This window comes from Micromonospora parastrephiae (assembly GCF_016802865.1).
Taxonomy (GTDB): Bacteria; Actinomycetota; Actinomycetes; order Mycobacteriales; family Micromonosporaceae; genus Micromonospora; species Micromonospora parastrephiae.
On sequence record NZ_JAEVHM010000003.1, the window covers coordinates 77,091 to 102,615 of the forward strand.

The following is a 25,525-nucleotide window of genomic DNA, read 5'->3' on the forward strand; positions in this document are numbered from 1 at the left end:
CCGTGCTCGTGGCCTTACGACAGCGCACCTCGCCCGTACGTGCGCCCCGGCGGCAGCCGGTTCGGAGATCTTCCGGTCGACTCGATCGACGGGCACGTGCGGGAGGGACCACCCGATGGCCACCACCTTCGGATCGACGATCAACACTCGCGTCGGCCAGCGACGCAGCGACCAGACCCCGGACGACCTCCTGGCCGCCCTCGCGGCGACCCCGGCCGACGACCCGCGCCGCCCGGCGCTGCGGGACCGCACCATCGAGGCGTGGCTACCGCTCGCCCGGCACCTCGCACGCCGCTACGCCGGGCGCGGCGCACCCGACGACGACCTGACCCAGACCGCCGCGGTCGGGCTCATCAAGGCCGTGGACAACTTCGACCCCACCCGGGGCGTCGACTTCAGCGGGTACGCCATCCCCACCGTCATCGGCGAGATCAAGCGGTACTTCCGGGACCGCACCTGGGCCGTTCGGGTGCCCCGCCGCCTCCAGGAGCTGCGCCTGTCGATCAGCGCGGCCAACAGCATCCTCACCCACACCCTCGGCCGCCTGCCCACGGTGGCGGACATCGCGTCCTACCTCGACGTGTCCGAGGAGACAGTGCTGGAAGGGCTGGAGGGCGCTCGCGCCTACCGGGCCACGTCGCTGTCCACACCCATGGGCGCCGACGGCAACCGGGAACTCGGTGACACCCTCGGCGGCGACGACCACGAGTTCGACATCGTCGAGATCCGTGTCGCCCTGGGCCCCGCCCTCGCCACGCTGCCGGAGCGCGAACGCGAGATCCTGAGCCTGCGCTTCCACGGCAACCTGACCCAGGCCCAGATCGCCGACCGGATCGGCATCTCGCAGATGCACGTCTCCCGGCTGATCACCCGATCGTTGGCGACACTGCGGCACCACCTCTCCGACGACGGCGCCCTCTAGGAACGGGACAGCGGATGACCCTGCACATCGATCTCTCCGGTAGGACCGCGCTGGTCACCGGGTCGACCCAGGGGATCGGAGCGGCCATCGCCGCCGGCCTGGCCCGCGCCGGCGCCCGGGTGGCGGTCAACGGCCGCACCGCCGCCAGCGTCGAACGGGCGGCGGGCGCGCTGCGCCGGGAGGTCCCGGGCGCCGACGTGGTCGAGGTGGATGCCGACGTCTCCACCGACGACGGGGCGGCACGGACCCTCGACCTGCTGCCCAGCGTCGACATCCTGATCAACAATCTCGGCGTCTTCGGGCCGACCCCCGCGTTGGAGATCTCCGACGACGAGTGGCGTCGCTACTTCGAGGTGAACGTGCTGGCCGGCGTCCGGCTGACCCGCGCGTACCTGCCCGCCATGATGGAACGCGGCTGGGGGCGGGTGCAGTTCATCGGCAGTGACTCGGCGGTCGTCATCCCGGCCGAGATGATCCATTACGGTGTCTCGAAGACGGCCCTGCTCGGCGTCTCGCGTGGCTTCGCCAAGGCTGCCGCCGGCACCGGCGTGACCGTCAACTCGGTGCTCGCCGGGCCGACCCACACGGGCGGTGTCGAGGACTTCGTCGCCGAACTCGTGGGCGACGAACTCCCGTGGGAGGAGGCGCAGCGGGAGTTCATGCGGCTGCACCGACCGCAGTCCCTGCTTCAGCGGCTGATCGAGCCCGAGGAGATCGCCAACATGGTCACCTACCTGGCCTCGCCGCTCGCCTCCGCCACGACCGGCGCCGCCGTCCGCGTCGACGGTGGCTACGTCGACGCGATCGTCCCGTGACGGCTGGCCGTCAGAACTGCACGACGTGACCCACCCGCGGCGGCGTACGGCCGGCGAGGACGTCGAGCCACGCGTGCCGTAGTGCCTCGGGCCCGACACCGACCTGGACGTCGAGCCATCCGTTCACCACACCGGTGAACCGCCGCCATGCCTCGGCGAACCGTTGGTCGAGGCCGTCGCGCCCCCAGTCCTGACTGCGTTTGCGCATCTGGACGGGCGCGAAGAACACCTCCTCGGCGGCGTCGGCGTTCGGGGTCTGGTTGGTGAGGCCGACGGCGATGTCCCGGACCAGGTGGTCACCGAGGTGCCGGCGCAGGGCGGAGCGGGTCGAGGGCGCACCGGACAGGTCCAGGTAGACGGTCGGGACGGCGTCGAGATCGCCGATGTCGTCGTACGAGAGGACCTGGTCGTAGCAGCCGAGCGACCGGGTGAAGGCGAGGTTGCCGGGTGAGGTGAGCCCGACCAGGCGCGGGCCGCGACCGTGCAGCTCGGATGCGGCGGCGTACGCGGTCTTGCTCGACGCCGACGACAGCAGCAGCGACTTCGCACCGTGGAAGCCGTTGTCGATTACCCGGTCGGCCAGCATGAACGAGGTGAAGAACAGCGGCCGGAACAGGATCAGCAGGTCCTCCTGGTCCGGCCGGTACGCCGGGTCACCGCTGGTCGACCGGTACGCGTTGTACGGCGAGGGCAGCCCCGCCCGGTGCGGGCTCGCGTCGCGGAATCCGGACGCGTCCACCCGGTCCGGCCGTACCAGCAGGTGGCCGGCGGGCGGAAGGTAGCCGTACACCCGTTGCCCCACCTCGACCCCCGCGACCGCCGACGCGACCACCTCGGCGAAGCCCCAGAGTGGGGGAAGTCCCCACTGCGGCCCGAGTCCGCGCGGGCCGGGCGGGAAGAACTCCCAGTAACGCATCGCGTCGCCGAGCACCGCGTAGGTCACGTTGTTGGCCGTGAGGCCGACGCGGTCGACCCGCAGGAGCGCCTGTCCGTCGGACGCAGCGGCGGTCGTGCCGTCGACGAGCGTGCTCCGGCCGAGATCTGCGCGGGCCACGGCGAATGTCCAGGAGGCAGCCATGGCCTGACGCTAGACAGCACCAGGAGACGAGACAAGTGCACTGGGAGTGCAAAATCCCATTCGCTACGGCGACTCGGCGGTCAGCGCGTCGAGATCGCGCAGGTGAGCCAGCGGGGTGTGCGGCGGCCGCCATTCCAGGAACACTGCCGTGGCGTCGTCGTCCAGCTCGTCGTCCTGGTAGGCGACGACGGCGCGCACCAACCGGCGCATCGTCTCCGGGCTGGGCAGACCGTCGTTGAGAGCGCGGTTGACGAAGTCGACGAGCCGGTCCAGCCCGAACTGCTCACCGTCGGCACTGCGTGCATCGGTGATGCCGTCGGTGTACGCGAGGACGCGGTCGCCGGGGTGCAGATCCTCCACGTGCACCCGAGGGCGCCGGCTCGACAGGTGACCCAGGCCGAGCGGCAACGCGGTCGGTCCCGGCAGCTCCCGGATGGCCTTGCTGTCCCGCAGCAACATTGCCCCGGGATGACCAGCGTTGATCATCCGGAGTCGCCCGGTCGTCCGGTCCAACTCGGCGAGCAACCCGGTCGCGAAAAGGTTCGGATGCTCGGAACGCACCCACCGGTCGATGCTGATCGCGGTGTCGACCAGGTCGAGGCCGCACCGGCGGGCGTTGCGGTAGGCGCTGACCACCAGCGACGCCAGGGTGCTCGCCTTGATCCCGTGCCCACACGTGTCGAACAACCCGACGCTGAGCACGTCACCGTTCAACGCGTAGTCGAAGATGTCCCCGCCGACGTCGTAACACGGCTCCAGGATGGCGGTGACCACCATGTCGTCGGTCGCGAAGGTCAACGGCGGCAGCAGCCCCCACACGATCTCGGCGGCGACCTGCATCGGGAGTCGACGCCGCATCCGCTCGACCACGTCGCCGTAGAGCCGCCGGTTCACCAGAAGTTGGGCGACGGTGACCGCCACCTCCCAGGCGGGGGCCTCCACGGCGCGGTCGGCGGCGGCCGGCGTGACGACCTCGAGCACGCCCATCCGTTCACACCCGAGCAGCAGCGGAACCCAGATCCGGTCGGGGTTGTCGGGGGCGCGCTGGACGCCGAGGGTGGTGAACGCCCGGCCGGCGAGTGTCGTCTCGATCGACAGCTCGTCCCGGACGAGGCCGGCGCCGAGCAGCGGCACGAGCAGGGACTGCGTGTAGTCGGCCAGATAGACCACGATCTCGGTGGCGTTGATCGCCGACGCGGTGCCGGTGACCAGCAGAGACAGGTCGTCCGGCCCGCCCCGGGGTGCGTTGAGCTGCAAGGACCGCACCGCGTTGCCGGCGTCAACCAAGCTCCACCTCCCCGTGTCCTGCCCACCGTAGGAGCACGAGGGCGAGCGTGCCACCACCGCGCGGTCCGTCTGGCCGCGTTGATCTGCGCTGGCCAGTGGGCCAGCGAGCCGTGCGGCCATCCTGCCCTGCCCCGGCCCTGCTCCGTTCGACGGGCCTCGCGTCACCCCGCTCTTCCCATTCGCCCCATGGATCTCAGGCATTACGCCTACCTCGTGCGAGCAGGTATGCAAAAGTCCGTTTTGTTGCATTTAGTGTTTTCATGCGGTTTCCAACCGCCGCACCACCGGCGTCTGGTGAGATGCCTTCGCGAAAGGGCACATCGTGACAACCAAACTGATCCGCCATCCGCGACGTGCGGCCCTGTCCGCACTGGCAGCCGTCGCCGCCAGCGGCACGGCGATAGCCGTGCTGCTCGTCAACGGCACCGGCGCGAGCGCCGCCGAAGCACCGGTGAACCTGGGAACGGCGGCGAACTTCTCCGTACTGGCCGGCTCCACCGTGACCAACACCGGGCCGAGCTTCCTCGCCCAGAGCCTCGGCGTCAGCCCCGGCAACACCGCGCCCGGCTTTCCGCCCGGGATCGTCGCCGGCGAGATCCATCTCGCCGACGCCGTCGCACTGCAGGCCAAGAACGATCTGACCACCGCCTACAACGACGCGGCCGGTCGGACCCCGTTCACCATCCTGCCCGCGGAGCTGGGCGGCACCACGCTGACCCCCGGGGTCTACCGGCTCGGCGCCGCGCAACTGACCGGGACGCTGACGCTCAACAGTCAGGGCGACCCGGCCGCGGTCTTCATCTTCCAGATCGAATCCACCCTGACCACGGCCTCCAACAGCAGCGTCGTGTTCATCAACGGCGCCTCGCCCTGCAACGTCTACTGGCAGGTCGGCAGCTCGGCCACGATCGGCACCGGCACCCGGTTCATGGGCAACATCCTGGCCCAGACGTCGATCACCATGAACACCGGCGCCACCCTCCAGGGTCGCGCCCTGGCACAGACCGGCGCCGTCACCCTCGACACCAACACCATCAATGCCCCCGTCTGTCTGCAACCGACGGGAACGCCCACCCAGACCCCCACCGGCACGCCGACCGGCCAACCCACGGGAACGCCCACCGGAACGCCCACCGGAACGCCCACCGGAACGCCCACTGGAACGCCCACTGGAACGCCCACTGGCACACCGACAGGCACACCGACTGGCCAGCCCACCGGCACACCGACCGGCCAGCCCACGGGCACGCCGACCGGACAGCCCACGGGCACGCCGACCGGACAGCCCACGGCTGCGCCCACCCGCACCGCGCTTCCCGTCACCGGCGGCAGCGGGGGCAGCGGCCTGCTGCCTGTCCTCACCGGAATCGGCAGCATCGCCGTCGCCACCGGCGCCGCCCTGCTGCTCCTCTACCGACGCCGGACCTCCGAGTCCTGACCGGTAGGCCCCGGCGGTCGGTAACCAACCGGCCGCCGGGGCACTACCCTCAACCGCCGACCTCACAGGTCACCATCGTGGACGAGCCCTCCGCAGGAGTAGACGACATTGGGTACGTACCCGTCCCGATCGTCCTCGTCGGGCGACAGCAGCACGCCCGGAAGGTGCGCGACGACCCGCTCCGGCCGGTGCAGGTCGAGCAGGAACGCGCCGATCACGTACCGACGCATCGGCCCGACGCCATGGGTGAGCACCAGCCAGCCGGCGTCGGTCTCGACGGGAGATCCGCAGTTGCCGACCTGGATCAGCTCCCAACTGTCGCGGGGAGCGTGCAGCGGAACCGGCGACTGCCAGCGGCTCTCGCCATCCAGCTCGGTCAGACCGATCGTCTCGCCATCAGCGCGGCACAGCGCCAGGTGTCGGCCGCCGACGGTACGGGGGAACAACGCGATCCCCTTGTTGCGGGCGCCCGGCCCGCGCATCGGGGACATCTCGAAATGGCGCAGGTCGGTGCTCGCCAGCGCCCGGGTGGCGATGTTCCGGCCGTCGTAGGCGGTGTAGGTCGCCCGGTAGACCGGCACCGAGTCGTCGACGAACCTGACGAAACGGGCGTCCTCCATGCCGTTGCTCTCCGCCGGGGTGGTCGGCCACAGCACCCTTTCGTGCAGGCCGAGTCGGCGGGGAACGCCGTGGCATAGCTGCCGGCGTTGGTGCGACGTACCTGTCCGAGGGTGCCCAGGCCCGTGCAGCGCGACAGCAGATCCGGGGGCAGGCGGCCGAGCACCCGCTCGAACGTCGCCTCGTCGTACCGCTCGGGCAGGGCGTCCAGCACGGTCGCGGTGACCTCGTTGTCGCAGTCCGCCTCGGCCAGACCGGCAACGAGCAGATCCCGTCGGTGCCGTACGCCCAGCCACTGCCCCACGGCCAGCGGGCCGGGCCGCTCGGCGACAGTCAGTCGGTGACCTGCTCCCACGGGCCGTAGTGGTGCGGGGGCGTACGCCAGGCGATCGGTCCGAGAAGCGCCACCCTCACGGGGACGGCGCGTCGGCGAGGTCGGCCGGGTCGAGGTGCAGGGTGGCGAGCAGCCCGGAGTGCTTGGCCGGGTCGACCCGCTCCGGAAGCTCCCGCTCCACCCAGTCGGCCCGGGCCTGCTGGCCCCGGTCGCGAAGTGCGCTGACGATCCTGTGCCGGGCGATTCTCACTGGGTTCTCCCCTGGTTGGGCGTGCGGTCGTGCGGATGGACGGCGGCGTGCACGCGTGGGTCGGATCCGAGCACCGGCCACCGCTGCGAACCAGAATGTGCGGTGATCGGTGAATCCGGCGGCCGGGACGTGATCGGTGATGAACCAACACGACCAGTACGTCGCGGCGATGGGGATGGGATCGGTAACGCCCCTGACGGGCTGGTGGCGACGGCATCTGGCGGCCACCGGAAGCCCTGGGCGACATGTCCACCGTACGCCCTCGCGGTGCGGGGTGCATCGGCACCCGACGGCGGAGTCGCCGGGAAAGTGCCTGCACAGCGGCGCCGATCGTCAGCTCCACCGCTCCACCGTCGGACGAGACATGGTTCGTGGCCGCCGACCGCCGCACTGGCGGACTCGTCCGAAAGAGGCCCGCCAGTCGCTTTGCCCGAGCTACGGCCGGTATGTCACTAGCATTGGCGTCCGGAGCACGTAGGCGGGCACCTGATGACGACCGACCAGGCGGTAGGGCTGACCTGCGAGGACGAGGGACGTCCTCGACGTGGTCAACCTGCGGGTCGGCGCGGCGGAGAGCACCAGCGACGCGCCCCTCGCCGAGCAGTTCGGCGCCCTGGCCGAGTTGCGGCAGGAGGGCTTGATCCGCCACCTCGGGCTCAGCGGCGTCACGCTCAACCAGCTCACCGAGGCGCAGGCCATGCCGCCCGTGGTCACGGTGCAGAACCTCTACAACCTCACCAACCGCCAGGACGACGCCCTGGTCGACCGGTGCGCGGCGGAGAACATCGCGTTCGCCGCGTTCTTCCCGCTCGGCGGGTTCACGCCGTTGCAGTCCGACACGCTGGACGAGGTGGCCTCCCGGGTGGGCGCCTCGTCGCAGCAGGTCGCCCTCGCCGCTCCCTAGTGCTGGTGCGGCCGGTTGCGGATGAGGGTGAGCGCGAGGACGGCGGTGACCAGGAAGACGATGCCGTTGACCCGCAGACCTGCTTGAACCCCGGAGGTCATGGCCTCGGCGATCGCCGACCGGACCGGGCCCGGCAGTGGCTGGTCGCCGGTGGCGCCGGCGGCCACCGCAGCCTGCACGGCGGTACGGGTGGGTTCGCCGACCTGGTGTGCGGCGAGGCGGTCGGGCAGGTCGGCAAGCATCGTGGTGGTGAGCAGGGTGCCCAGCAGGGACGAGCCGAGGACGGAACCCACCTGCCGGGCCGCGTTGACCGCGCCGGAGGCCATGCCGGCCTGGGCGGGCGCGACGCTGGCCAACGCCGCCGCCGTCGCCGGAGCCACCACCAGGGCGGAGGCGGCACCGAACAGGACGAACAGCGCCCACCGGTGCGCGAACGCCGTGGTCGGCCCCTGCGCCGCCAGCCCGAAGCTGGCCACCGCGCCGAGGACCAGGCCGAGGGTGAGCGGCGCCTTGAATCCGGTGCGCCGGATCGTCCGGCCGGCGCCGAAGGCCACGAGCGCGTACGTGCCGAAGAGCACAAGCATCCGCCAGCCGGTGTCCAGCGGACTGAGCGCCTGGGCACGTTCGTGAAAGAGGACGAGCAGGATCGCCACACCTGTGAAGCCGAACAGCGACACCGCGGCGACCACCATGACGGCGCTGAACGACGGCGACCGGAGCAGCCGTACGTCGAGCATCGGCGCGCTGGTCCGCAACTCGACGAGCACGAACGCGACGAGCGCGGCGGCTGAGACGACCCAGGTGGTCGCCACGACGGGGCTTGTGTAGCCGTCGCGCCCGCCCTGGATCATGGCGTAGACGGCGGCGGCGATGGCGACGGTGCCGAGCACAAGACCGGGCAGGTCGAGCCGGCCCGCGTCCGGCCGGGACTCGGCCACCCCGACGGCGGTGACGACGAGGGTGATCACGCCCAGCACGATTGTCGACAGGTAGACGCTGTGCCACGGGTGGTGCCGCAGCAGCGCGCCGGCGATGAGCGGGCCGACGGCGAGTCCGATGCCGGAGGCGGCCGACCAGGCGGTGATGACCTCGGTGCGGCGGTGCGGCTCGGTGAATGTCGCGCCCAGGATCGCCAGGCTGTTCGGCAGGATCAGCGCGCCGCCGAGGCCCGCGATCAGCTGCCCGGCGATCACCCAGGCGACTGTGGGGGCGCCGGCCACGACGGCGCCGCCGATGATCATGGCGACGACGCCTGCGCCGAATATTCGCCTGCGGCCGTAGCGGTTGCCCAGGGTGGCGGCGGACAGCACCACGCTCGCCACGACCAGGGTGTAGGCGCTGGGGATCCAGATGACTGTGGTCGGGTCGACCGAAGGTCGCGCTGGATGGCGGTCAGGGCGGAAACCGTCGCGGTGATCTGGAGAAACGTGATCATCGCGCCCAGGCACATGGCGAGCAGGGTCACCGGCCGGGAGCCGCGAAGGGACGAGTGGGCGGTGACGGCCGGGCCGGCTGCGGCCGGCGCGGTGGTGTCAGTGGTCACGGGGCGTCCTTGAGGTCGGAGTTCCGCTGGCTTCTGCTAGGGCAAGCCAGCAGTCGCCAAGTGAACCACCTGGCTAGCTACAACGCAAGCCAGGTACGCTTGACGACATGGAGGACCTCCGCGAAGACCGCGAATCCTGGTCGATGACGAACTGCTCGGTCGCACGGGCGATGGACATCGTGGGCAGCCGGTCGACGATTCTGATCATGCGCGAGGCGCTGCTCGGCACGCGCCGCTTCGACGACTTCGTCCGCCGGGTCGGTGTCGGCGAGCCCGCCATGGCGGCCCGACTCAAGGAGATGGTCGCCGCCGGCCTGCTCGAACGGATTCCGTACCGCGAGCCGGGGCAGCGCACCCGCCACGAGTACCAACTCACCCGCAAGGGCCGCGAGCTGCTGCCCGTCATCACCGCGCTGCGCAACTGGGGCGACACCTGGAGCGCGGACGACGCCGGCCCCGCCATCGTCGCCACCCACCACGACTGCGGCGAGCCGGTGCGTGCGGTGCTCCGCTGCGCGGCCGGACACGACGTCGAGAGCGGCACCATCGACATCACCGCCGGGCCGGGCCTGATCCGTCGCGCCTGACGCCGCGCTCCGGACCCGCGATGGCGCAACTTCCGGGAAAGTGCTGGCTCCCGACGACGCGAGGTCCTGAAGTTGCGCGGATCTTGGCCGGTGCGCGCCGGCGGGCCGGGACGGTGCGGTGGCGGGCCGCCGGTCGACGGCCCGCCACCCTGTCGGATCAGAGGACGATCTGGTGCACCCGGTCGTCCACCCCGCGTACCGCCAGCCAGGCGCTGCCGTCGGCGCCGGCGGCGGCCCCCGGCGCGCCACGGAAGGCGTCGGTGGCGAACTCACCGCGTCGGAACCAGCCGCCCCACGCCCCATCGGTCAGGTTGCGCTGCCAGAGCCGGTTGTCGGCGGCCAACGCGAACAGGTAGACCCGACCGGAGGTGGCGAGCAGGGTCGGGCTGCCGCTGGTGGTGCCGCCCAGGTTGGTCCAGGCCGACCAGGTGGTGCCGGTTCGGCTGCGCCACCACACCTCGTCGGTGCGGCTGCGGACCGCCACGTGCAGCACGCCCGCGTCGTCGACGACCGCGCTCGGCCGGCCGTAGAACGGCCGGTCGTCGGGCGCGCCGATCCCGGTCCAGCCGGTGCTCGGGGTGCGCGACCAGAGCTTGCCGTCGACACCGCGGACGACGAGGGTCCACTGGGTCGGGCTGGTCCAGACCACCGTGGGCGCGTCGGTCAGCGTGCCACCGAGGCTCCGCCACGGCCCCCACTTCCCGGCGACGTAACCGCGCTGCCAGGCCGCGTTGTCGGTGCCGCGGACGAAGACGTCGATCCGCCCGTCGGCGGAGCCGTACGCCGCCGGCTGGCCGAGGATCCGGCCGCCGATCGGGCCGCCGAGCGAGGTCCAGCCGGTCCCCCAAGCCGCGCCGGAGCGGGTGTTGACCGCCAGCGCACCCTGCGCGTCGCGGACGAAGGCGGTGGCGTGGGTGTCGTCCACCCGGACCAGCGCGGGGCTGGCGCTGGCGGTGCCGCCGAGGTCGGCGCCGGCGACCTGGTCGGTGCCGGTCAGGCCGAGCATGGCCACGCCGTGCGCCGGGACCTCGACGGTGTACGAGCCGGTGAACGGCTCGACTCCGGCGGTGCCGGGCTGGGCGTCCACGTCAGCGCGGGACCACAGGTCACGCACGCGGACCGACCCGCCGAGCGCGACGTCGGCGAAGTTCACCGTGATCTGCTGGGCGGTGTCGTGCCGGTTGAGCAGCGCGACCGCCCGCTGACCGGAGCCGGCGAGCACCTTGCTCCAGACCTGCGCGTCGGTGCCGGTGTCGGCGACCTTGACGCCCTGCCGGACCAGCGGGTCCTGGTCCACCGCGATGATCTCCGGGTTGGTCAACGCCGAGATCATCTCGTTCGGCAGGCCGCGCGGGTCGGAGCCGATCACCAGCGGCGCGGCCATGATGGCCCACATGCCGAGCTGCGTCTTGGACTCCTCCAGGCTCAACTCGTACCCGCCGCCGGGCAGCGGACGCATCGGCAGCAGGTAGTCCGGGTCGTTGTAGTGCCCCGGACCGGTGGCCGCCGGGTGGTACGCGTTGACGTCCATGTTGCGCAGCACCCACGGGTACGCCCACTGGGGGCTCGGGTCGGTGAGCCCCACGTCGGTGTACGTCCGCCAGGAGTCGGCGATGGTGGGCGCGTACGTGTAGCTCCAGGTGGAGAGCTGCTCCGGGGTGTACGGGCCACCACCCCAGTCGGAGCTGACCGGGTTGCAGATGTTGAGCAGCATCGGTCGGGGCGACTGACGTACCGCCTCGGCCAGCTCGCGGAAGGTGCTCTCCGGGTCGAGGCCGGCGGCCCGGCCGCAGAGCCAGTCGGCCTTGAGGGCGTCGAAGCTCCAGCCGGCGAACTGAGCGATGTCGGCCTGGTAGTGGCCGTTGCTGCCGAGCCCACACTGGCCCGGCAGGTACGGTCCGGCGTCGGTGTAGATGCCGGCCTTCATGCCCTTGCTGTGGATGTACGCGGCCAGCGCGGTCATCCCGCCCGGGAAGCGGGCGGGGTCGGCGACGAGCTTGCCGGCCTCGTCCCGGGGGGTGGGCGCGGCCCAGTTGCCGTCGATCCAGACGTAGGTGTAGCCGGCGTCGCGGAGACCACTGTGGACCATGAAGTCGGTGACCGACCGGACCTCGCTCGGTGGGATCGCCACCGAGGCCGAAGTAGGTGTTCCAGCCCTGGTAGGGCGTCGGGGCGAGCCCACTGTTGAAGAACGTCGGCGCGCCCTGGTCCTCGGCGCCGGCGGCCGGGGCGTGGCCGGGCTTACCCGGTCCGCCATGGCCGTGGCCGTGGCCGCCGACCGGGGTCGGGTCGGCGTGCGGTGGGCCGGCCATGGCCGGCATCGGGCTGGCCAGGCCCAGGCCGAGAACGGCCAGGGCTGCGGTCAGCGGTCGGTTCAGGCGCATGGAGGTACTCCTGTCCCTCGGGGGTGGGGGCGGTGGTGCTCCGGCCTCAGTCGCGGTCCAGCACGATGAGGTCGGCGTCGTGGGTCGGGCTCCACTGCACGGGCAGGCCGACGGCGTCGAGGTGGCTGCCGGAGTAGTGCCGCTCACCGTGGCGGTAGCGGGCGGCCGGGTCGAGGCCGCGCAGCGGCAGGCGCACCGGGCGGGACGGGAGCAGACCGGCACCGTCCAGCCGACCGGTGTGCCAGGCCAGCACGACCACCCGGCGTTGGTCCGGCGCGGTGTACTGCACCGCGCAGCGGGCCTGGTCGGGGCCACCGATCAGGTGCACCCCGCCGTGTGTGACGACGTCCCGGATCTCCTTGTACCGCGCGATCCAGCCGGCCGCCTCGGCCCGCTCGGCCGGGGTCCACGCGCGGATGTCCGCGCCGATGCCGAGCACACCGGCCATCGCGAGCACGAACCGGAACGCAAGCGTTCGGGGTCGAGGGTCGAACAGGCCGGGCGCGTCGGTGACCCAGGAGCTGAGCAGGTGCGGGGCGTTGGCGTGCAGGAAGCCGTACTGGATGGCCAGCCGGTCCAGTGGGCCGGTGTTGTCGCTGGGCCAGAACACGTCGGCGCGGGCGGCCATCGCCAGGTCGGTCCGCGCGCCACCGCCGGCGCACGCCTCGATCAGCACGCCGGGGTGGTCGCGGCGCAGCCGCTCGTAGATCCGGTGCAGGTTGGCGACGTGCGCGCCGTCCAGGTCGAGCGGACCGACCCCGCCGGGCCGACCCGGCTCGGTACGCGGCCGGTTGAAGTCCCACTTCAGGTAGTCGATGTCGTACCGGCGCAGCAGACCGTCGACGGTGGAGTGAACGAACTCGGCGACCTCCGGCCGGCCCAGGTCGAGCAGGTACTGGTTGCGGACCGGGGTGATCGGCCGGCCGTCGACGGAGTAGACCCAGTCCGGGTGCTCGGCGTAGAGCGCCGATCTCGGGTTGACGCACTCCGGCTCGACCCAGAGCCCGAAGTTCAGCCCGAGGGCGCGGACGTCGGCGATGAACGCGTCGAACCCGGCCGGGAACTTCGCCGGGTCGGGCGTCCAGTCACCCAGCCCGGCGGTGTCGTCGTTACGGCCGACGAACCAGCCGTCGTCCACGACGAACGTCTCCACGCCCAGCTCGGCGGCGATCCGGGCGAGCGCCAGCTGACTCTCCGCCTCGACGGCGAAGTAGGTGGCCTCCCAGGAGTTGTAGAGCACCGGGCGCGGGGTGAGCCGGTCGGCGGCCAGCAGTCGCTGGTGGGTGTGCCAGACGCGGGCCAGCCCGTCCAGGCCGTCCGGGCTGTACGCGCCGGTGACCACCGGCAGGGTCAGCCGGTCGCCGGGGGCCAACTCCAGCGGGCCGTCGACCAGCTGGCGGCCGATCCGGACCCGGGTCAGGCCGCCGGTGTCCCGCTCGGCGCTGATCTCCCACGAGCCGGTCCAGGCCAACGCCATCCCCCACGCCGGACCGGTCGGGCCGGCGGTGTCGCGGACGGCCAGCCACGGCACGTGCAGATGCCCGGGTACGCCCTGGGAGCTGCCGATGCTGAACGCGCCGTGGCCCAGCTCGACGTGGGAGAGCTGGAACTCCTGCTCCCACTGGCCCCACTGGTGGCTGAGCAGCGCGCCGTGCGGCGTCGGTACGCAGAACCCGCCCGATCCGGCCCGGATGACCCGCAGCGCGTCGGTGCCGTCGTTGACCAGTTCGACCCACCGCTGCACCACGTCGGTGCCGGTGGGCACCCGGTAGTGCACGGTGGCGTGCAGCCCGGTGACCGGGTCGGCGAACTCGACGGCCAGCTCCCGCTGGTCGGCGTCGACCCGCGCGTCGGTGTGCGCGAAGCCCACCCGGCGCTGCCCGTTCGAGGTCTCGATCACAAGGTCCGCGCCGGTGAACGGGCGGTCGGCGTCGGTGGCGTACTCGATGGGGGCCGCGTCCCCGGCGGTGAGAAACGGGACCGGGCCGTCGTAGGCGACCGGGGACGGCCCGTCGGAGACGCCGTGCGGGCCCCACGCGACAAGCTCCAGCCAGCGGCCGTGCGCCGGCACGGTGACGGTGTACTCGGTGTGCGCGCCGCGCAACGTCCAGCGCCGGCTGGCCTCGGCGGTCACTTGACCGCTCCGAGTGCCAGCCCGGAGACGAAGTGCCGCTGGAAGCGCAGGAACACCGCGACGGTGGGGACGGCCGCGATGACCGTGCCGGCGGCGATGACGTTCCAGGACGAGACGAACTGCCCCTGAAGGCCGAGCAGCGCGGGGGTGACCGGCATGTTGTCGTCGGTACGCAGCACGGTGATCGCCCAGAGCAGGTCGTTGAAGATCCAGGTGAAGGAGAGCGCACCGAGAGCGGCCAGCGCAGGGCGGGTCAGCGGCAGCATCACCTTCGTGAAGATCTGGGCCGTGCCGGCGCCGTCGATGGTGGCTGCCTCCTGGATCTCGCCCGGCAGGTCCCGCATGAAGCCGTGCAGCACGAAGGTGTAGAAGCCGAGCCCGAAGCCGACCTGCACCGCGATCAGCGCCCAGAGCGTGTCGTACAGGCCGGTCAGCTCGCTGAACTTGGCCACCGGGATGAGCAGGATCTGCGGTGGCAGGAGGTTGCCGGCGAGCATCAGCAGCAGGATGGTCCGCCGCCCGGGGATCCGGAAGCGACTCAGCGCGAACGCGGCCATCGCGGCCAGCCCCAGGCTCAACGCCACCGACGGGACGGTGACCAGCATGCTGTTGATCAGCGCGCGCAGTTCACCGCCGTCGGTCCACGCCTGCCGGTAGGTGTCCAGGGTGAACGACCGGGGCAGACTGCCCACGCCGTGCGCGGCGATGTCGTCGAACGAGCGGGTGGACATCACCACGACCCAGATCACCGGCCCGAGCCAGAGCAGCGAGAGCAGGATCATGCCGCTGTGGAAGGCCCCGGTGCGGAGCTTGTTCATCAGGCTTCCTCCCGGAACGCGCGGACCAGGTAGCCGAGGATGACCGCCAGCGCGAGCACGAAGATCACGACGGCGATGGCGGAGGCGTAGCCCAGCCGTAGGCTCTGGAAAGCGGTCGAGTACATGTACGTGCTGAGCAGCTCCGACGAGTGGTACGGACCGCCCTTGGTCAGCGACCAGACGATGTCGAACGAGCGCAGCGAGTCGATCACGATGACCGACAGCACCACCGCGTTGACACCCCGGAGCTGGGGAATGGTGACGTGCCGCAGCCGCTGCCAGGAGTTGGCGCCGTCCATCCGGGCCGCCTCGTGCAGCGCCGGGTCGATCGCCTTGAGCCCGGCCAGGAACAGCACCATCACGTAGCCGATCTGCCGCCACAGGGCGGGCAGGATCACCGCGTACAGCGCGGTCTGCGGATCGGCGAGCCAGGGCCGGATCAGCTGCTCCAGGCCGACGGCCCGCAGCAGCGTGTCGGCGATGCCGTCGGGCTGGTAGAAGACCCGCCAGACCAGCGCGGTCACCACCAGCGAGAACACCACCGGGGTGAACAGGGCGGCGCGGTAGAAGCCGACTCCGCGCCGCTCCTTCTGCAGGACCAGCGCCATGCCGAAACCGCCCAGCACGGAGAGACCACCGAAGAGCACCAGCCAGATCACCGTGTTGACCAGCGCGCCCCGGAAGGTGGCGTCGCCGGCCAGCTCGACGTAGTTGTCCGTGCCGACGAAGGCCGGCGGCGACATGCCGTCCCAGCGGGTGAGGGAGAACCAGAAGCCCTGCAACGCCGGCCAGAAGACCCAGACGCTCTCGACCGCGAACGGCACGAGGACGAACGCCACCAGCAGCGGCGACAGTCGGGCCGACCGTCGCCGCCGCCAGGTGGGGGTGACCGAAGTCGTGGAGATCGTTGCTGTCACGTCAGCCCTTGAAGACCTTCTCGGCGCCGGCCTGCCACTCCCGCAGGATCGCGTCGATCTGGTCCGGCTTGTCGATGAACTTGGTCAGCGCGGTGTCCGCGGTCGGCTGGAGCGCGTCGCTGGAGTCGCGGTTGAAGAACTGGGTCAGCTCCTTGGCCTCGTCCAGCATCGCCTTGCCCTTGACCACGAGCGGCGAGTCGGACGCCTTGGCCTTCGGGTTGGCCGGGAGCACGATGCCGGAGCTGGCCTTGACGTACGCCTCCTGGGCCTCGACCCCGGAGAGGTAGGTGAGCAGTGCCTTGGTGCCGGTCGGGTTGGCGGTCTTCGCACTGGCGAAGAAGCCGTCCGTCGGGGCCTCCTCGGCCAGTGGCACCGCCGGGTCGATGATCGGGAACCGGAAGAAGTCCAGGTCGCCGAGGGCGTCCTTGGGTGCGGCGTCGGCGAAGAACGTGCCGATCAGGAACATGCCGGTCTTGCCGGCCAGCAGGGCGGTGGTCGCCTCCTGGAACGGGTACGCCTTGCCCTTGGGGTCGAAGTAGGGCAGGGCCTCCCGCCAACGGGTGAAGACCGCCTTGACCTTCGGGTCGTCGAAGCGCTGCTTGCCGGCGAGCAGTTCGCGGTGGAACGGAGCGCCGTTGATCCGGATGTTGAGGTAGTCGAACCAGGCCGAGGCGACCCACGGGGTGTCGCCGAGACCGATGCCGATCGGCGGGACGCCCTTGCCCTTCAGCGTCTCGCACAGCGCCAGGAACTCGGTCCAGGTCTTCGGCTCCTGCACGCCCCACTTGGCGAAGTTGGACTTGCGGTAGAAGAAGCCCCACCAGTAGTTGTTCATCGGTACGAAGATCTGCTTGCCGCTGGCGTCGGTGGAGAGGGTGCGCAGCGACTGCGGGTAGTCGCCGAGCGACTTCCAGACGTCGGAGACGTCCAGCAGCAGGCTCTTGCTGGCGTAGTCGTTGGCGACCGAGCCCGCGTACCAGGTGTAGAGGTCCGGCGGGTTGGCCGAGGTGAGGTACGTCGGCAGCTGGGTGCGGAAGGTCTCCGAGGCGATCGTGTTGAGGCTCGCCGTGCCCTTGCCCTGCGCGTTGAAGTTCGCGATCAGCTTCTCCATCGCGGCCTTGGCCTGCGGCGAGGAGAGGTTTGACTGGATGGTGACCGCGCCCGAGCCGTTGCCCGTCGTCGGTCCGCTGGCGGAGCTGGCGCACGCGCTGAGGAACGAGCTGGCGCCGAGCGCGCCCAGGCCGGCGAGCCCGAGGTGGCCAAGGAATCGCCGGCGACCGGGGTCGAAGTCGCTCACGGAGGTATCCCTTCCTCTACGACACGTAGCGTCACCGCACGATGTGTCGTCCATGTGAATGCTGTGACGAGAAGGTTGCATCGACCCTCGCCGGCTGTCAAGATATCTTCGTAATTAATGATTAGATGAGACCAAGGCGAGGGTCAGGTGGATCAGCCTATGCGCCGGCTTGAGGGAAAGAACGCGCTGGTCACCGGTGCGATGGGCGGAATCGGCGCGGCCACCGCCCGGCGCCTCGCCGCCGAGGGCGCTGCAGTCGCGCTGCTCGACGTGGCCGACACGGCCCCACTGGCCGAGGAGCTGACCGCCCGAGCGGCCGAGCACTGTCCGTAATGGGCGATGTCAGTGCGGAGGCCGACTGGACGGCCGCCTTGACCGCCGTACGGGCGCACCTCGGCCCGGTCGACATCCTGGTCAGCACCGCGTACGCCGTGCAGGTCGCCCCGGCGCACGAGACCAGCCGGCAGTCCTGGGACCACCAGCTCGGCGTCAGCCTCACCGGCTCCTTCCTCGGCGTCCGCGCCTGCCTCGACGACCTGCGGGCACGCGCCGGCGCGGTGGTGCTGATCTCGTCGGTGCACGCGCTGGTCGGGCTGCCCGGCCGGCCCGCGTACGCCGCGGCCAAGGGCGGCCTGGTGGCGCTCGGGCGTCAACTCGCCGTCGAGTACGGCCCGCAGGTGCGGGTCAACACCGTGCTGCCCGGCCCGATCCTCACCGCTGCCTGGGCGGACGTGTCCGAAGAGGACCGGGAGCGCAGCGTCGCGGAGACCGTGGCGAAGCGCTTCGGCACACCGGACGAGGTGGCCGCGACGGTCGCCTTCCTCGCCTCCCCGGACGCCGCCTACGTCACCGGCGCGAGCCTCGTGGTGGACGGTGGATGGACAGCGGTGAAAGCCTCGGCCTGAGAGATCGACACCAACCAGCGAAAAGGCCAGGAGAGCATTGGCACAGTACGCACGCCGAGGCGTCCACGGGCAGACCGTCGAAGCGATCGCCCGTCGCATCCTCACCGGTGAGATCCCCGCCGGCGCGACCCTGAACATCGTCGCCTTGCAGGAGGAGTTCGACGTCAGCCTGACGGCGCTACGCGAGGCGCTGAAGGTCCTCTCGGCCAAGGGCATCGTCGACGCCCGGCAGAAACGCGGCACCTTCGTACGCCCCCGCGCGGACTGGAACCTGCTCGACGGTGACGTCATCCGCTGGCAGTTCGCCGAGGGCCCCGACGAGCGTCTGCTCGAAAAGCTGCACGAGGTACGCGCCATCATCGAGCCGGCCGCCGCACGGCTGGCGGCCAGCCGCGCGACGGAGGACGACGTGGCCGCCCTCGACCGGGCGCTGACCGAGATGTCCGAGGCCGACGGCGACCCCGCCGCCGCCGTCGCCGCCGACCTCGCCTTCCACCGCGCGCTGCTCGCCGCCACGCACAACGAGCTGCTGGAGCGGATGGAGGTGGTGATGGAGACCGGGCTCGCCGAACGGGACCGGTTGGTGCACGGCGGCGCCGCGCACGACGACCCGGTGCCCAGCCACCGCGCGGTGGTCGACGCGCTGCGCGAGCGGAACGAGTCGGCGGCGGAGACCGCGATGCGTGAGTTGCTGGACAAGGCCGTCCGCGACGTCGAGAAGGCACGGGGACGAAGGGGCAGTCAGTGAAGATCGAGCGGATCGAGACCTTCCTGGTCGCGCCACGGTGGTTGTTCTGCCGGGTGGAGACCGACGACGGACTCGTCGGGTGGGGTGAACCGGTGGTCGAGGGCCGCGCCGAGGTGGTGCGCAGCGCGGTCGAGGTGCTCTCCGAATACCTGATCGGTGCGGATCCGCTGCGCATCGAGCAGCACTGGCAGGTGCTCACCAAGGGCGGCTTCTACCGGGGCGGTCCGATCCTCTCCAGCGCCGTCGCCGGCCTCGACCAGGCACTCTGGGACATCGCCGGGCAGGCGTACGGCGCGCCGGTGCACGCGCTGCTCGGCGGGCCGGTCCGTGACCGGGTGCGGATCTACTCGTGGATCGGCGGGGACGACCCGGACGAGGTGGCCGACGCCGCCGCCGCGCAGGTCGCCGCGGGACTCACCGGGGTCAAGATGAACGCCTGCGGGCGGCTGTCGCCCATCCCCACCTCCGCCGAGGTCGAAGCGGTCGTCGGCCGGGTCGCCGCCGCCCGGGAGGTGCTCGGCCCCGACCGGGACATCGCGCTGGACTTCCACGGCCGTGCCGGGCTGGCCGCGGTGCGCCGCATCCTGCCCGAGCTGGCGCCGCTGCGCCCGTTCTTCGTGGAGGAGCCGGTCCTGCCCGACCAGGCCCACCACCTGCACGACATCGTCGCCGGCACGCCGATCCCGGTCGCCACCGGTGAACGCCTCTACGGTCGCTCCGAGTTCCTCGCCCCGTTGCAGGCCGGGGTCGCCGTGGTCCAGCCGGACCTGTCGCACGCCGGCGGGATCTCCGAGGTCCGCCGGATCGCCGCGCTGGCCGAGACGTACGGGGCGCTGCTCGCCCCGCACTGCCCGCTCGGCCCGATCTCCCTGGCGGCCAGCCTCCAGGTGGCCTTCGCGACGCCGAACTTCCTGATCCAGGAGCAGAGCATCGGCATCCACTACCACACCGGATCGGAGCTGCTGGACTACGTGATCGACCGGGAGCCGTTCCGCTTCGTCGACGGGCACATCGCCCGCTTCGACCGGCCCGGCCTGGGCATCACGGTGGACGAGGCGGTGGTCCGCAAGGCCGCGCAGACCCCGCACGCCTGGCGCAACCCGGTCTGGCAGCACGCCGACGGGTCGTTCGCCGAATGGTGACCGGCGCGAGGCCGGTGCCGCTGCGCGTGGCGTACGACGCCGCGCACGGCGGCCGGTGGACCAGCCTCAACGGCGGCGGTCGGGAGTGGCTCTGGCGTGGCCCGGAGCCCGGCCGACACGAGGTACGCCCCGACGACGCGTTCGTCGACGCCGGCGGGCTGGAGGAGTGCCTGCCCACCGTGCGCGGCCGACCCGACCACGGCGAGGTGTGGTCGCGGCCCTGGCGAAGCGCCGGCCCCGGCACGGTGGTGATCCAGCGGCCGACGTTCACGCTGAGCCGGCGGATCACCGACGACGGTGGCGCGGTGGTGGCCGACTACCGCCTGACCGCCGAGCCCGGTCACCGCTTCGTCTGGGCCGCGCACGCCCTGCTCGACCTCTCCCCCGCCGCCCGCCTCGACGCGCCCGCCAACACTCCGACCCGGCTGCACCCGGAGGCCGCCGCGCGGCTCGCGCCCGGCACCTGGCCCGACGGCGACCCGTGGCTCACCGGCCCGTGGCCCTCCCCGGCCGGGCTGACGCTGGACGCACTCGGCCCGGACGACGGCACCGCCCTCGGCGCGGTGCTCCTCGACTGCCCCCGCGTCCAGGTGAGCGACGGCGACGACCGGCTGATCCTGGAGCTGGAGTGTGACGGCCAACCCCGCAGCACCGCGCTCTGGCGCAATCTGGGCGGCTGGCCGGCCGACGGCCCCTACCGCAGCGTCGGTGTCGAGCCGATGCTCGGCAGCGCCTTCGACCTGGCCGACGCCGGGCCGGCCGACGCGGCGGTCGTCCCGCCCGCCGGTGAGGTCACCTGGCGACTCACCATCTCCGCCCACCGCATCCACCGAGGACATTCGCGATGAACCTGTTCGACGAGCTGCGTACCCACCGGTTGCTGGCCATCGTGCGCGGCCCGGACCCGGCCGCGGCGCTTGCCGCCGTGCTCACCCTGGCCGAGAGCGGCGTCGCCCTGGTCGAGGTCTCGCTGACCAGCGCCGACGCGCTCGGCATCATCCGCCGCGCCCGGGCCGCCCTCGGGCCCGACATCGCCCTGGGGGCGGGCACCGTGCTCAGCGCCGAGGACGCCCGGGCGTCCGCCGAGGCCGGCGCGGGCTTCCTCGTCACCCCGCGCTGGCCCCGAGCGTCACCGAGGCCCGCCCGACTCGGTCTGCCGGTGCTCGCCGGGGCGCTCACCCCCACCGAGGTGGTGCAGGCCAACAGCGCCGGAGCCACCGCCGTCAAGCTCTTCCCGGCCTCCCTCGGTGGGCCCGACTACCTGGGCGCGCTGCGCGACCCGTTCCCCGGCACCGCGTTCGTGCCGGTCGGTGGGGTCGACGCGGACGGCGCGCGACGCTACCTCGACCGGGGGAGCGGTGGCGGTCGGCGTCGGCTCGCCGCTGCTCGGCGACGCGGTCCGCGGCGGTGACCCGGCGGCGCTGCGCGAGCGCGCCGCCGCCTTCCTCGCGGCGGTACGGCCATGACCGACCTGCTCACCCTCGGCGAGACGATGGCGGCCTTCCGCACCACCGGGCCGCTGCGCCTGGGCGGCACCGCCGGGATCTCCGTCGCCGGGTCGGAGTCGACGGTGGCGATCGGCCTGGCCCGACTCGGCCACCTGGCGGCCTGGGTCGGGGTCACCGGCGCCGACGAGCCCGGCGAGCTGGTCCGCCGTACGCTGCGCGCCGAGGGCGTCGACCTGGCCTGGTCCCGGGTCGACCCGGCGGCCCCCACCGGGCTGATCCTCTTCGAGGCCCGGGTCGGCGACATCAACCGGGTCACCTATCACCGCGCGGGCTCCGCCGGCTCCCGGCTGCGCCCGGCCGACGTCACCCGCGCCTTCGACGCACTCGACGCGGCACCCCGGCTGCTGCACCTCACCGGCATCACCTGCGCGCTGGGCGCCGAGCCGTACCAGGCCGTGCTCGAAGCGGCACGTCGCGCCGGCGCGGCGGGCAGCACCGTCTGCCTGGACGTCAACCACCGCAACCGGCTCTGGTCGGTCACCGAGGCCGCCACCGCGCTGCGACCGCTGCTGCCCTCGATCGACCTGGTCGTCGCCTCCGACGACGAACTGGCCGTGCTGACCGACGCGGCCGACCCGGTCGCCGCGCTGCTCTCGGCCGGCGTCACCGAGGTCGTCGTGAAGCACGGCGCCGACGGGGCGACCAGCCACAGCGCGACCGGCACGGTGCGCCGGCCGGCCCGGACGGTGCCGGTGGTGGACACCGTCGGCGCCGGTGACGCGTTCGTGGCCGGTCTGCTCTCCGGCTGGTTGGACGGCCTCGACGCGGCGGCCCGGCTGGACCGGGCGGTCACCACCGGCGCGTTCGCGGTCGCCACCAGGGGCGACTGGGAGGGCCTGCCCGACCGGACCGAGCTGACTCTGCTCGACCACGGGCCGGGCGGTACGGTCCGCTGACGACCCTTTGGAGGAGCACCATGGAGCTGACCGAACCGACCGTGTGGAGCGCGGACCGGTTGGAGCTGGGCGAAGGGCCGCGCTGGGTCGACGGCCGGCTCGTCCTCGTCGACCTGCTGGCCGGACGACTGCTGGAGACCGACGGCGACACCCCCGGCCCGCTGCGGGGGCTGCGCCGCGTCGACGTCCCGCTCGGCGCCGTCGCCCCGGTGGCCGACCGGCCCGGCGAGTGGCTGGCCGCCGCCGGGACCGGCGTCGCCCTCCTGCCCGCCACCGGCGACCCCCGACCGGTCGCCGACCTGGTCGCGACGCGCCCGAGCCGACCCGGATGAACGACGCCGTCGCCGACCCGCACGGCCGCTTCTGGGCCGGCAGCATGACGTACGCCGGTGTGCCCGGCGGGGGCACGCTGTACCGGCTCACCCCGGGCGCCGAGCCGGTGCCCGCGGTGACCGGGCTGACCATCCCGAACGGGCCGGCGTTCGACGCCACCGGCACCACCATGTACCTGGCCGACACGCCACGCGGCGAGATCGACCGGTTCACCGTCGACCCCGCCACCGGGGACCTGCACGGCCGGGAGCCGTTCCTGCGGCTGGCCCCCGCCGACGGCGCCCGGACGGCATGACCCTCGACGCGGCCGGCCACCTCTGGATCGCGCTGTGGGGCGGCTCCGCGGTACGCCGCTACCGGCCCGACGGCACCCTCGACCGGGAAATCCGGCTGCCGGCCAAGCAGCCGGCCGGCATCTGCCTGGGCGGCCCCGACCTGCGCCGACTCTTCATCGGCACCGCCCGGGTGGGGCTGGACACGGCGGGCCCGCAGGACGGCGCGCTGCTCGCGGTGGACGTCCCGGTGCCCGGCCTGCCCACCGCGCGGGCCGCGCGCCAATGAGCTGACCGAAGGCATATCGGACGCCGGGGCGGGAACAACCGCACCGGAACGCCGTAACAGCCGACCGGTAGGGAGCCAATCGATGAGCACCGTGGGGTGGACGTCATGAACGGGCCGGTCGGCGACGAGCCGATTGGCGAACTGGAGCTGGTGCACACCTTCACCGGCCCGATGCCGACCGGCGTGAGCGTCTCGCACCGGGGCCGGATCTTCGTCAACTTCCCGAAGTGGGGCGACGAGGTGCCGGCCACCGTCGTCGAGCTGCGTGACGGGCAGGAGATGCCCTACCCCGACCAGGCGTGGAACGACCCGTCCGGTGACGACGACGCGGGCGCGTTCGTGTCGGTGCAGAGCATCGTGGTGGACCCGGCCGACCGGCTCTGGGTGCTGGACACCGGCAGCCCGATGTTCCAGCCGACGAAGCCAGGTGGCCCGAAGCTGGTCCGCATCGACCTGGACACCGACACGGTCGCCCAGGTGATCACCTTCCCGGCGGACGTGGCGCTGCCGACCACATACCTCAACGACGTCCGCTTCGACCTGCGGCGGGGCGAGTCCGGGGTCGCGTACATCACCGACTCGGCGTCCACCGGACCGAACGGGATCGTCGTGGTGGACCTGGCCAGCGGGGCCTCCTGGCGGCGGCTGCACGACCACCCGTCCACGAAGGCGGAGCCGCTGACGTCGTTCCGCCCGGTGGTCGAGGGCCGACCGTTCCTCGAACGGCCGGCGGACGGGCCGCCGAAGCCGCTGACCATGGGATCCGACGGCATCGCCATCTCCGCCGACGGCACCCGGCTGTACTACTGCCCGCTGGCGTCCCGGCGGCTGCACAGCGTCTCCACCGAAGCGCTGGCCGACCCCGGCGTCACCCAGGAGGCGGTCGCGGCGACCGTGGTCGACGAGGGCGACCGGGGCACCGCCTCGGACGGGTTGGAGAGCGACGACGCGGGGCGGCTCTACCTCACCTCGTACGAGCACAACGCGGTGCTGCGGCGGCTGCCGGACGGCGAGTACGAGACCCTGGTCCACGACCCGCGGCTGCTCTGGCCGGACACCATGTCGTGGCCACCGACGGGTACCTCTACGTCACTGCCAACCAGCTGCACCGGCAGCCGCAGTACCAGCGGGGCCAGGACCTGCGGCGCAAGCCGTACGCGCTGTTCCGCACCCGCATCGACGCCGGCCCGGTGCTGCTGCGCCGCTGAGCACCGGCGCTCGCCCTGATCAGGCGGGCAGGGTTCGGTCCAGCAGGTCGAACAGGGCGGCCCAGTGACGTTCGGTGGCCTGCTCGTCGTAGGCCGGGGTGTCGGACATCGTGTAGCCGTGGTGCGCGCCCGCGTACACCTCGGAGCGGTACCGCACACCGGCGGCGTCGAGCGCCTTTTCCAGCGTGGCGATCTGCTCGGGCGTCATCGACTGGTCGGCGTCCGCGTGCCCGAAGTACACCTCGCCGGTGATCGGCTCGACGCCCAGGTGCGGGCTGTCCGGCGCCTCGGTGACGATCCGCCCGCCGTGGAAGCTGGCGATGGCCGCGATGCGGTCCGGGTGTGCCTCGATCGCCCGCAGCGCGTTCGTGCCGCCCATGCAGTAACCGGTGATCGCGACCGGTCCCGGGCGGACGTCGTCGCGGGCGGCCAGGAAGTCGAGGAACGCGGCGGTGTCCCGGTTGATCACGTCGGGGGTCAACGCGCCGACCAGCGGCATGATCTTCTCGAAGAGGGCGGCGCGGTGGTCGGCCTCGCCGAGGCGGGACAGGTCGAACAGCGGTGCCCGACCGGCCCGGAAGAACAGGTGGGGCGTCAGCACCAGGTAGCCCCGGGCGGCGATCCGCTCGGCCATCTCCACCAGGCGCGGGCGCGGCCCGAAGGCGTCCATGAAGAGCAGCACCGCCGGGAACGGGCCGTCCCCGTCCGGCCGGGTCAGACACGCGTCCGCCACTCCGTCGCTGGTCGGGATGTCCACCGTCGTCGTCTGCACCGAGCCTCCTCGTACGCCGATCTTGGTCCGTCTTGAACGTTACTCGCCGTGTCGGTGTGCCCGGCCGGCAGCCGTGTGAACGGGTTGCCAAGGATTGGCGGTGGCCCGTCGAAACGGGGCCGATGA

The 25,525-nt window shown here is 72.2% G+C and carries 23 protein-coding genes and 2 pseudogenes; 14 read left to right on the forward strand and 11 right to left on the reverse strand.

Annotated features, from left to right (window positions below; genetic code table 11):
* Positions 1–115: 115 nt before the first annotated feature.
* Both JNW91_RS01850 and JNW91_RS01855 read left to right on the forward strand, forming a co-directional pair.
* On the forward strand, positions 116–922 hold the full coding sequence (locus tag JNW91_RS01850; protein ID WP_203173216.1) for a SigB/SigF/SigG family RNA polymerase sigma factor: 807 nt from the start codon (positions 116–118) through the stop codon (positions 920–922).
* Positions 923–936: 14 nt separating this feature from the next.
* The gene (locus tag JNW91_RS01855; protein ID WP_203173217.1) at positions 937–1,737 is read left to right on the forward strand and encodes an SDR family NAD(P)-dependent oxidoreductase; all 801 of its coding nucleotides are present in this window, start codon (positions 937–939) and stop codon (positions 1,735–1,737) included.
* 10 nt (positions 1,738–1,747) lie between these two features.
* Here JNW91_RS01855 and JNW91_RS01860 read toward each other — a convergent pair whose 3' ends face one another.
* A complete protein-coding gene (locus JNW91_RS01860) occupies positions 1,748–2,815 on the reverse strand; it encodes a DUF2855 family protein (protein WP_203173218.1) in 1,068 nt (355 codons plus the stop codon).
* Between the two features lie 63 nt (positions 2,816–2,878).
* The gene (locus JNW91_RS01865; RefSeq protein WP_203173219.1) at positions 2,879–4,102 is read right to left on the reverse strand and encodes a PP2C family protein-serine/threonine phosphatase; all 1,224 of its coding nucleotides are present in this window, start codon (positions 4,100–4,102) and stop codon (positions 2,879–2,881) included.
* A gap of 322 nt (positions 4,103–4,424) precedes the next feature.
* On the opposite strand from JNW91_RS01865, the gene JNW91_RS01870 reads away from it, so the two are divergent.
* Positions 4,425–5,540 carry an ice-binding family protein gene (locus JNW91_RS01870; protein ID WP_309244183.1) on the forward strand — a complete coding sequence of 372 codons (1,116 nt, stop codon included), beginning with the start codon at positions 4,425–4,427 and terminating at the stop codon, positions 5,538–5,540.
* Positions 5,541–5,602: 62 nt separating this feature from the next.
* Here JNW91_RS01870 and JNW91_RS01875 read toward each other — a convergent pair whose 3' ends face one another.
* Together JNW91_RS01875 and JNW91_RS01880 are read right to left on the reverse strand one after the other, a co-directional pair.
* Entirely contained in the window at positions 5,603–6,196 is a 594-nt protein-coding gene (locus JNW91_RS01875; protein ID WP_309244184.1) for a glycoside hydrolase family 130 protein, read from the reverse strand.
* 372 nt (positions 6,197–6,568) lie between these two features.
* Positions 6,569–6,742, reverse strand: a complete 174-nt coding sequence (locus tag JNW91_RS01880; RefSeq protein WP_167517360.1) for a hypothetical protein — start codon at positions 6,740–6,742, stop codon at positions 6,569–6,571.
* 544 nt (positions 6,743–7,286) lie between these two features.
* On the opposite strand from JNW91_RS01880, the gene JNW91_RS01885 reads away from it, so the two are divergent.
* Positions 7,287–7,646: an aldo/keto reductase gene (locus JNW91_RS01885; protein ID WP_309244185.1), complete on the forward strand. Its 360-nt coding sequence runs from the start codon at positions 7,287–7,289 to the stop codon at positions 7,644–7,646.
* Here the strand turns inward: JNW91_RS01885 and JNW91_RS01890 are convergent.
* Complete coding sequence (locus JNW91_RS01890) at positions 7,643–8,968, reverse strand: MFS transporter (protein ID WP_309244186.1); 1,326 nt, start codon at positions 8,966–8,968, stop codon at positions 7,643–7,645. The genes JNW91_RS01885 and JNW91_RS01890 overlap by 4 nt on opposite strands.
* 328 nt (positions 8,969–9,296) lie before the next feature.
* Between JNW91_RS01890 and JNW91_RS01895 the strand changes: the two genes are divergently transcribed.
* Positions 9,297–9,776 carry a winged helix-turn-helix transcriptional regulator gene (locus JNW91_RS01895; protein WP_203173221.1) on the forward strand — a complete coding sequence of 160 codons (480 nt, stop codon included), beginning with the start codon at positions 9,297–9,299 and terminating at the stop codon, positions 9,774–9,776.
* A 157-nt stretch (positions 9,777–9,933) separates the two neighbouring features.
* Here JNW91_RS01895 and JNW91_RS01900 read toward each other — a convergent pair whose 3' ends face one another.
* From JNW91_RS01900 to JNW91_RS01920, 5 genes are all read right to left on the reverse strand, one after another.
* Positions 9,934–11,907 (reverse strand): glycoside hydrolase family 27 protein, encoded by a 1,974-nt coding sequence (locus JNW91_RS01900; RefSeq protein ID WP_309244187.1) that lies wholly within the window; start codon positions 11,905–11,907, stop codon positions 9,934–9,936.
* Positions 11,908–12,206: 299 nt separating this feature from the next.
* A complete protein-coding gene (locus JNW91_RS01905) occupies positions 12,207–14,294 on the reverse strand; it encodes an alpha-galactosidase (protein ID WP_203173222.1) in 2,088 nt (695 codons plus the stop codon).
* Entirely contained in the window at positions 14,291–15,112 is an 822-nt protein-coding gene (locus tag JNW91_RS01910) for a carbohydrate ABC transporter permease (protein ID WP_203173223.1), read from the reverse strand. Before JNW91_RS01910 ends, JNW91_RS01905 begins: the two co-directional genes overlap by 4 nt.
* Complete coding sequence (locus JNW91_RS01915) at positions 15,112–16,029, reverse strand: carbohydrate ABC transporter permease (RefSeq protein WP_203173224.1); 918 nt, start codon at positions 16,027–16,029, stop codon at positions 15,112–15,114. The genes JNW91_RS01910 and JNW91_RS01915 overlap by 1 nt, the downstream gene beginning before the upstream one ends.
* A gap of 1 nt (position 16,030) precedes the next feature.
* Positions 16,031–17,326, reverse strand: a complete 1,296-nt coding sequence (locus tag JNW91_RS01920) for an ABC transporter substrate-binding protein (RefSeq protein WP_203173225.1) — start codon at positions 17,324–17,326, stop codon at positions 16,031–16,033.
* 201 nt (positions 17,327–17,527) lie between these two features.
* On the opposite strand from JNW91_RS01920, the pseudogene JNW91_RS01925 reads away from it, so the two are divergent.
* The 9 genes and pseudogenes from JNW91_RS01925 to JNW91_RS01960 all read left to right on the forward strand — a co-directional run bounded on the left by JNW91_RS01925 (position 17,528) and on the right by JNW91_RS01960 (position 24,646).
* Positions 17,528–18,231: pseudogene (locus tag JNW91_RS01925) on the forward strand (SDR family NAD(P)-dependent oxidoreductase).
* Between the two features lie 37 nt (positions 18,232–18,268).
* Positions 18,269–18,979 (forward strand): FadR/GntR family transcriptional regulator, encoded by a 711-nt coding sequence (locus JNW91_RS01930; protein ID WP_203173226.1) that lies wholly within the window; start codon positions 18,269–18,271, stop codon positions 18,977–18,979.
* Positions 18,976–20,121 (forward strand): galactonate dehydratase, encoded by a 1,146-nt coding sequence (gene dgoD / locus JNW91_RS01935; RefSeq protein ID WP_203173227.1) that lies wholly within the window; start codon positions 18,976–18,978, stop codon positions 20,119–20,121. The genes JNW91_RS01930 and dgoD overlap by 4 nt, the downstream gene beginning before the upstream one ends.
* Positions 20,115–20,969, forward strand: coding sequence for an aldose epimerase family protein (locus JNW91_RS01940; RefSeq protein ID WP_203173228.1), 855 nt, complete (start codon positions 20,115–20,117; stop codon positions 20,967–20,969). Before dgoD ends, JNW91_RS01940 begins: the two co-directional genes overlap by 7 nt.
* A complete protein-coding gene (locus tag JNW91_RS01945) occupies positions 20,966–21,532 on the forward strand; it encodes a bifunctional 4-hydroxy-2-oxoglutarate aldolase/2-dehydro-3-deoxy-phosphogluconate aldolase (RefSeq protein ID WP_238424114.1) in 567 nt (188 codons plus the stop codon). Before JNW91_RS01940 ends, JNW91_RS01945 begins: the two co-directional genes overlap by 4 nt.
* 51 nt (positions 21,533–21,583) lie before the next feature.
* Complete coding sequence (locus tag JNW91_RS01950) at positions 21,584–22,525, forward strand: sugar kinase (protein WP_203173229.1); 942 nt, start codon at positions 21,584–21,586, stop codon at positions 22,523–22,525.
* Between the two features lie 20 nt (positions 22,526–22,545).
* Positions 22,546–22,857, forward strand: a complete 312-nt coding sequence (locus tag JNW91_RS31635; protein ID WP_238424115.1) for an SMP-30/gluconolactonase/LRE family protein — start codon at positions 22,546–22,548, stop codon at positions 22,855–22,857.
* 44 nt (positions 22,858–22,901) lie between these two features.
* Positions 22,902–23,419 (forward strand): annotated as a pseudogene (locus JNW91_RS01955) (SMP-30/gluconolactonase/LRE family protein).
* Between the two features lie 105 nt (positions 23,420–23,524).
* Positions 23,525–24,646 carry a major royal jelly family protein gene (locus JNW91_RS01960; protein WP_238424116.1) on the forward strand — a complete coding sequence of 374 codons (1,122 nt, stop codon included), beginning with the start codon at positions 23,525–23,527 and terminating at the stop codon, positions 24,644–24,646.
* Here JNW91_RS01960 and JNW91_RS01965 read toward each other — a convergent pair whose 3' ends face one another.
* Positions 24,647–25,399: a dienelactone hydrolase family protein gene (locus JNW91_RS01965; protein WP_203173230.1), complete on the reverse strand. Its 753-nt coding sequence runs from the start codon at positions 25,397–25,399 to the stop codon at positions 24,647–24,649.
* Positions 25,400–25,525: the final 126 nt, after the last annotated feature.

Coding starts and splice junctions, on each gene's coding strand:
- JNW91_RS01855 (WP_203173217.1), top strand. CDS start 937: ATGACCCTGCACATCGATCTCTCCGGTAGGACCGCGCTGGTCACCGGG.
- JNW91_RS01945 (WP_238424114.1), top strand. CDS start 20,966: ATGAACCTGTTCGACGAGCTGCGTACCCACCGGTTGCTGGCCATCGTG.
- JNW91_RS01950 (WP_203173229.1), top strand. CDS start 21,584: ATGACCGACCTGCTCACCCTCGGCGAGACGATGGCGGCCTTCCGCACC.
- JNW91_RS01940 (WP_203173228.1), top strand. CDS start 20,115: ATGGTGACCGGCGCGAGGCCGGTGCCGCTGCGCGTGGCGTACGACGCC.
- JNW91_RS01895 (WP_203173221.1), top strand. CDS start 9,297: ATGGAGGACCTCCGCGAAGACCGCGAATCCTGGTCGATGACGAACTGC.
- JNW91_RS01960 (WP_238424116.1), top strand. CDS start 23,525: ATGAACGGGCCGGTCGGCGACGAGCCGATTGGCGAACTGGAGCTGGTG.
- JNW91_RS01860 (WP_203173218.1), bottom strand. CDS start 2,815: ATGGCTGCCTCCTGGACATTCGCCGTGGCCCGCGCAGATCTCGGCCGG.
- JNW91_RS01910 (WP_203173223.1), bottom strand. CDS start 15,112: ATGAACAAGCTCCGCACCGGGGCCTTCCACAGCGGCATGATCCTGCTC.
- JNW91_RS31635 (WP_238424115.1), top strand. CDS start 22,546: ATGGAGCTGACCGAACCGACCGTGTGGAGCGCGGACCGGTTGGAGCTG.
- JNW91_RS01850 (WP_203173216.1), top strand. CDS start 116: ATGGCCACCACCTTCGGATCGACGATCAACACTCGCGTCGGCCAGCGA.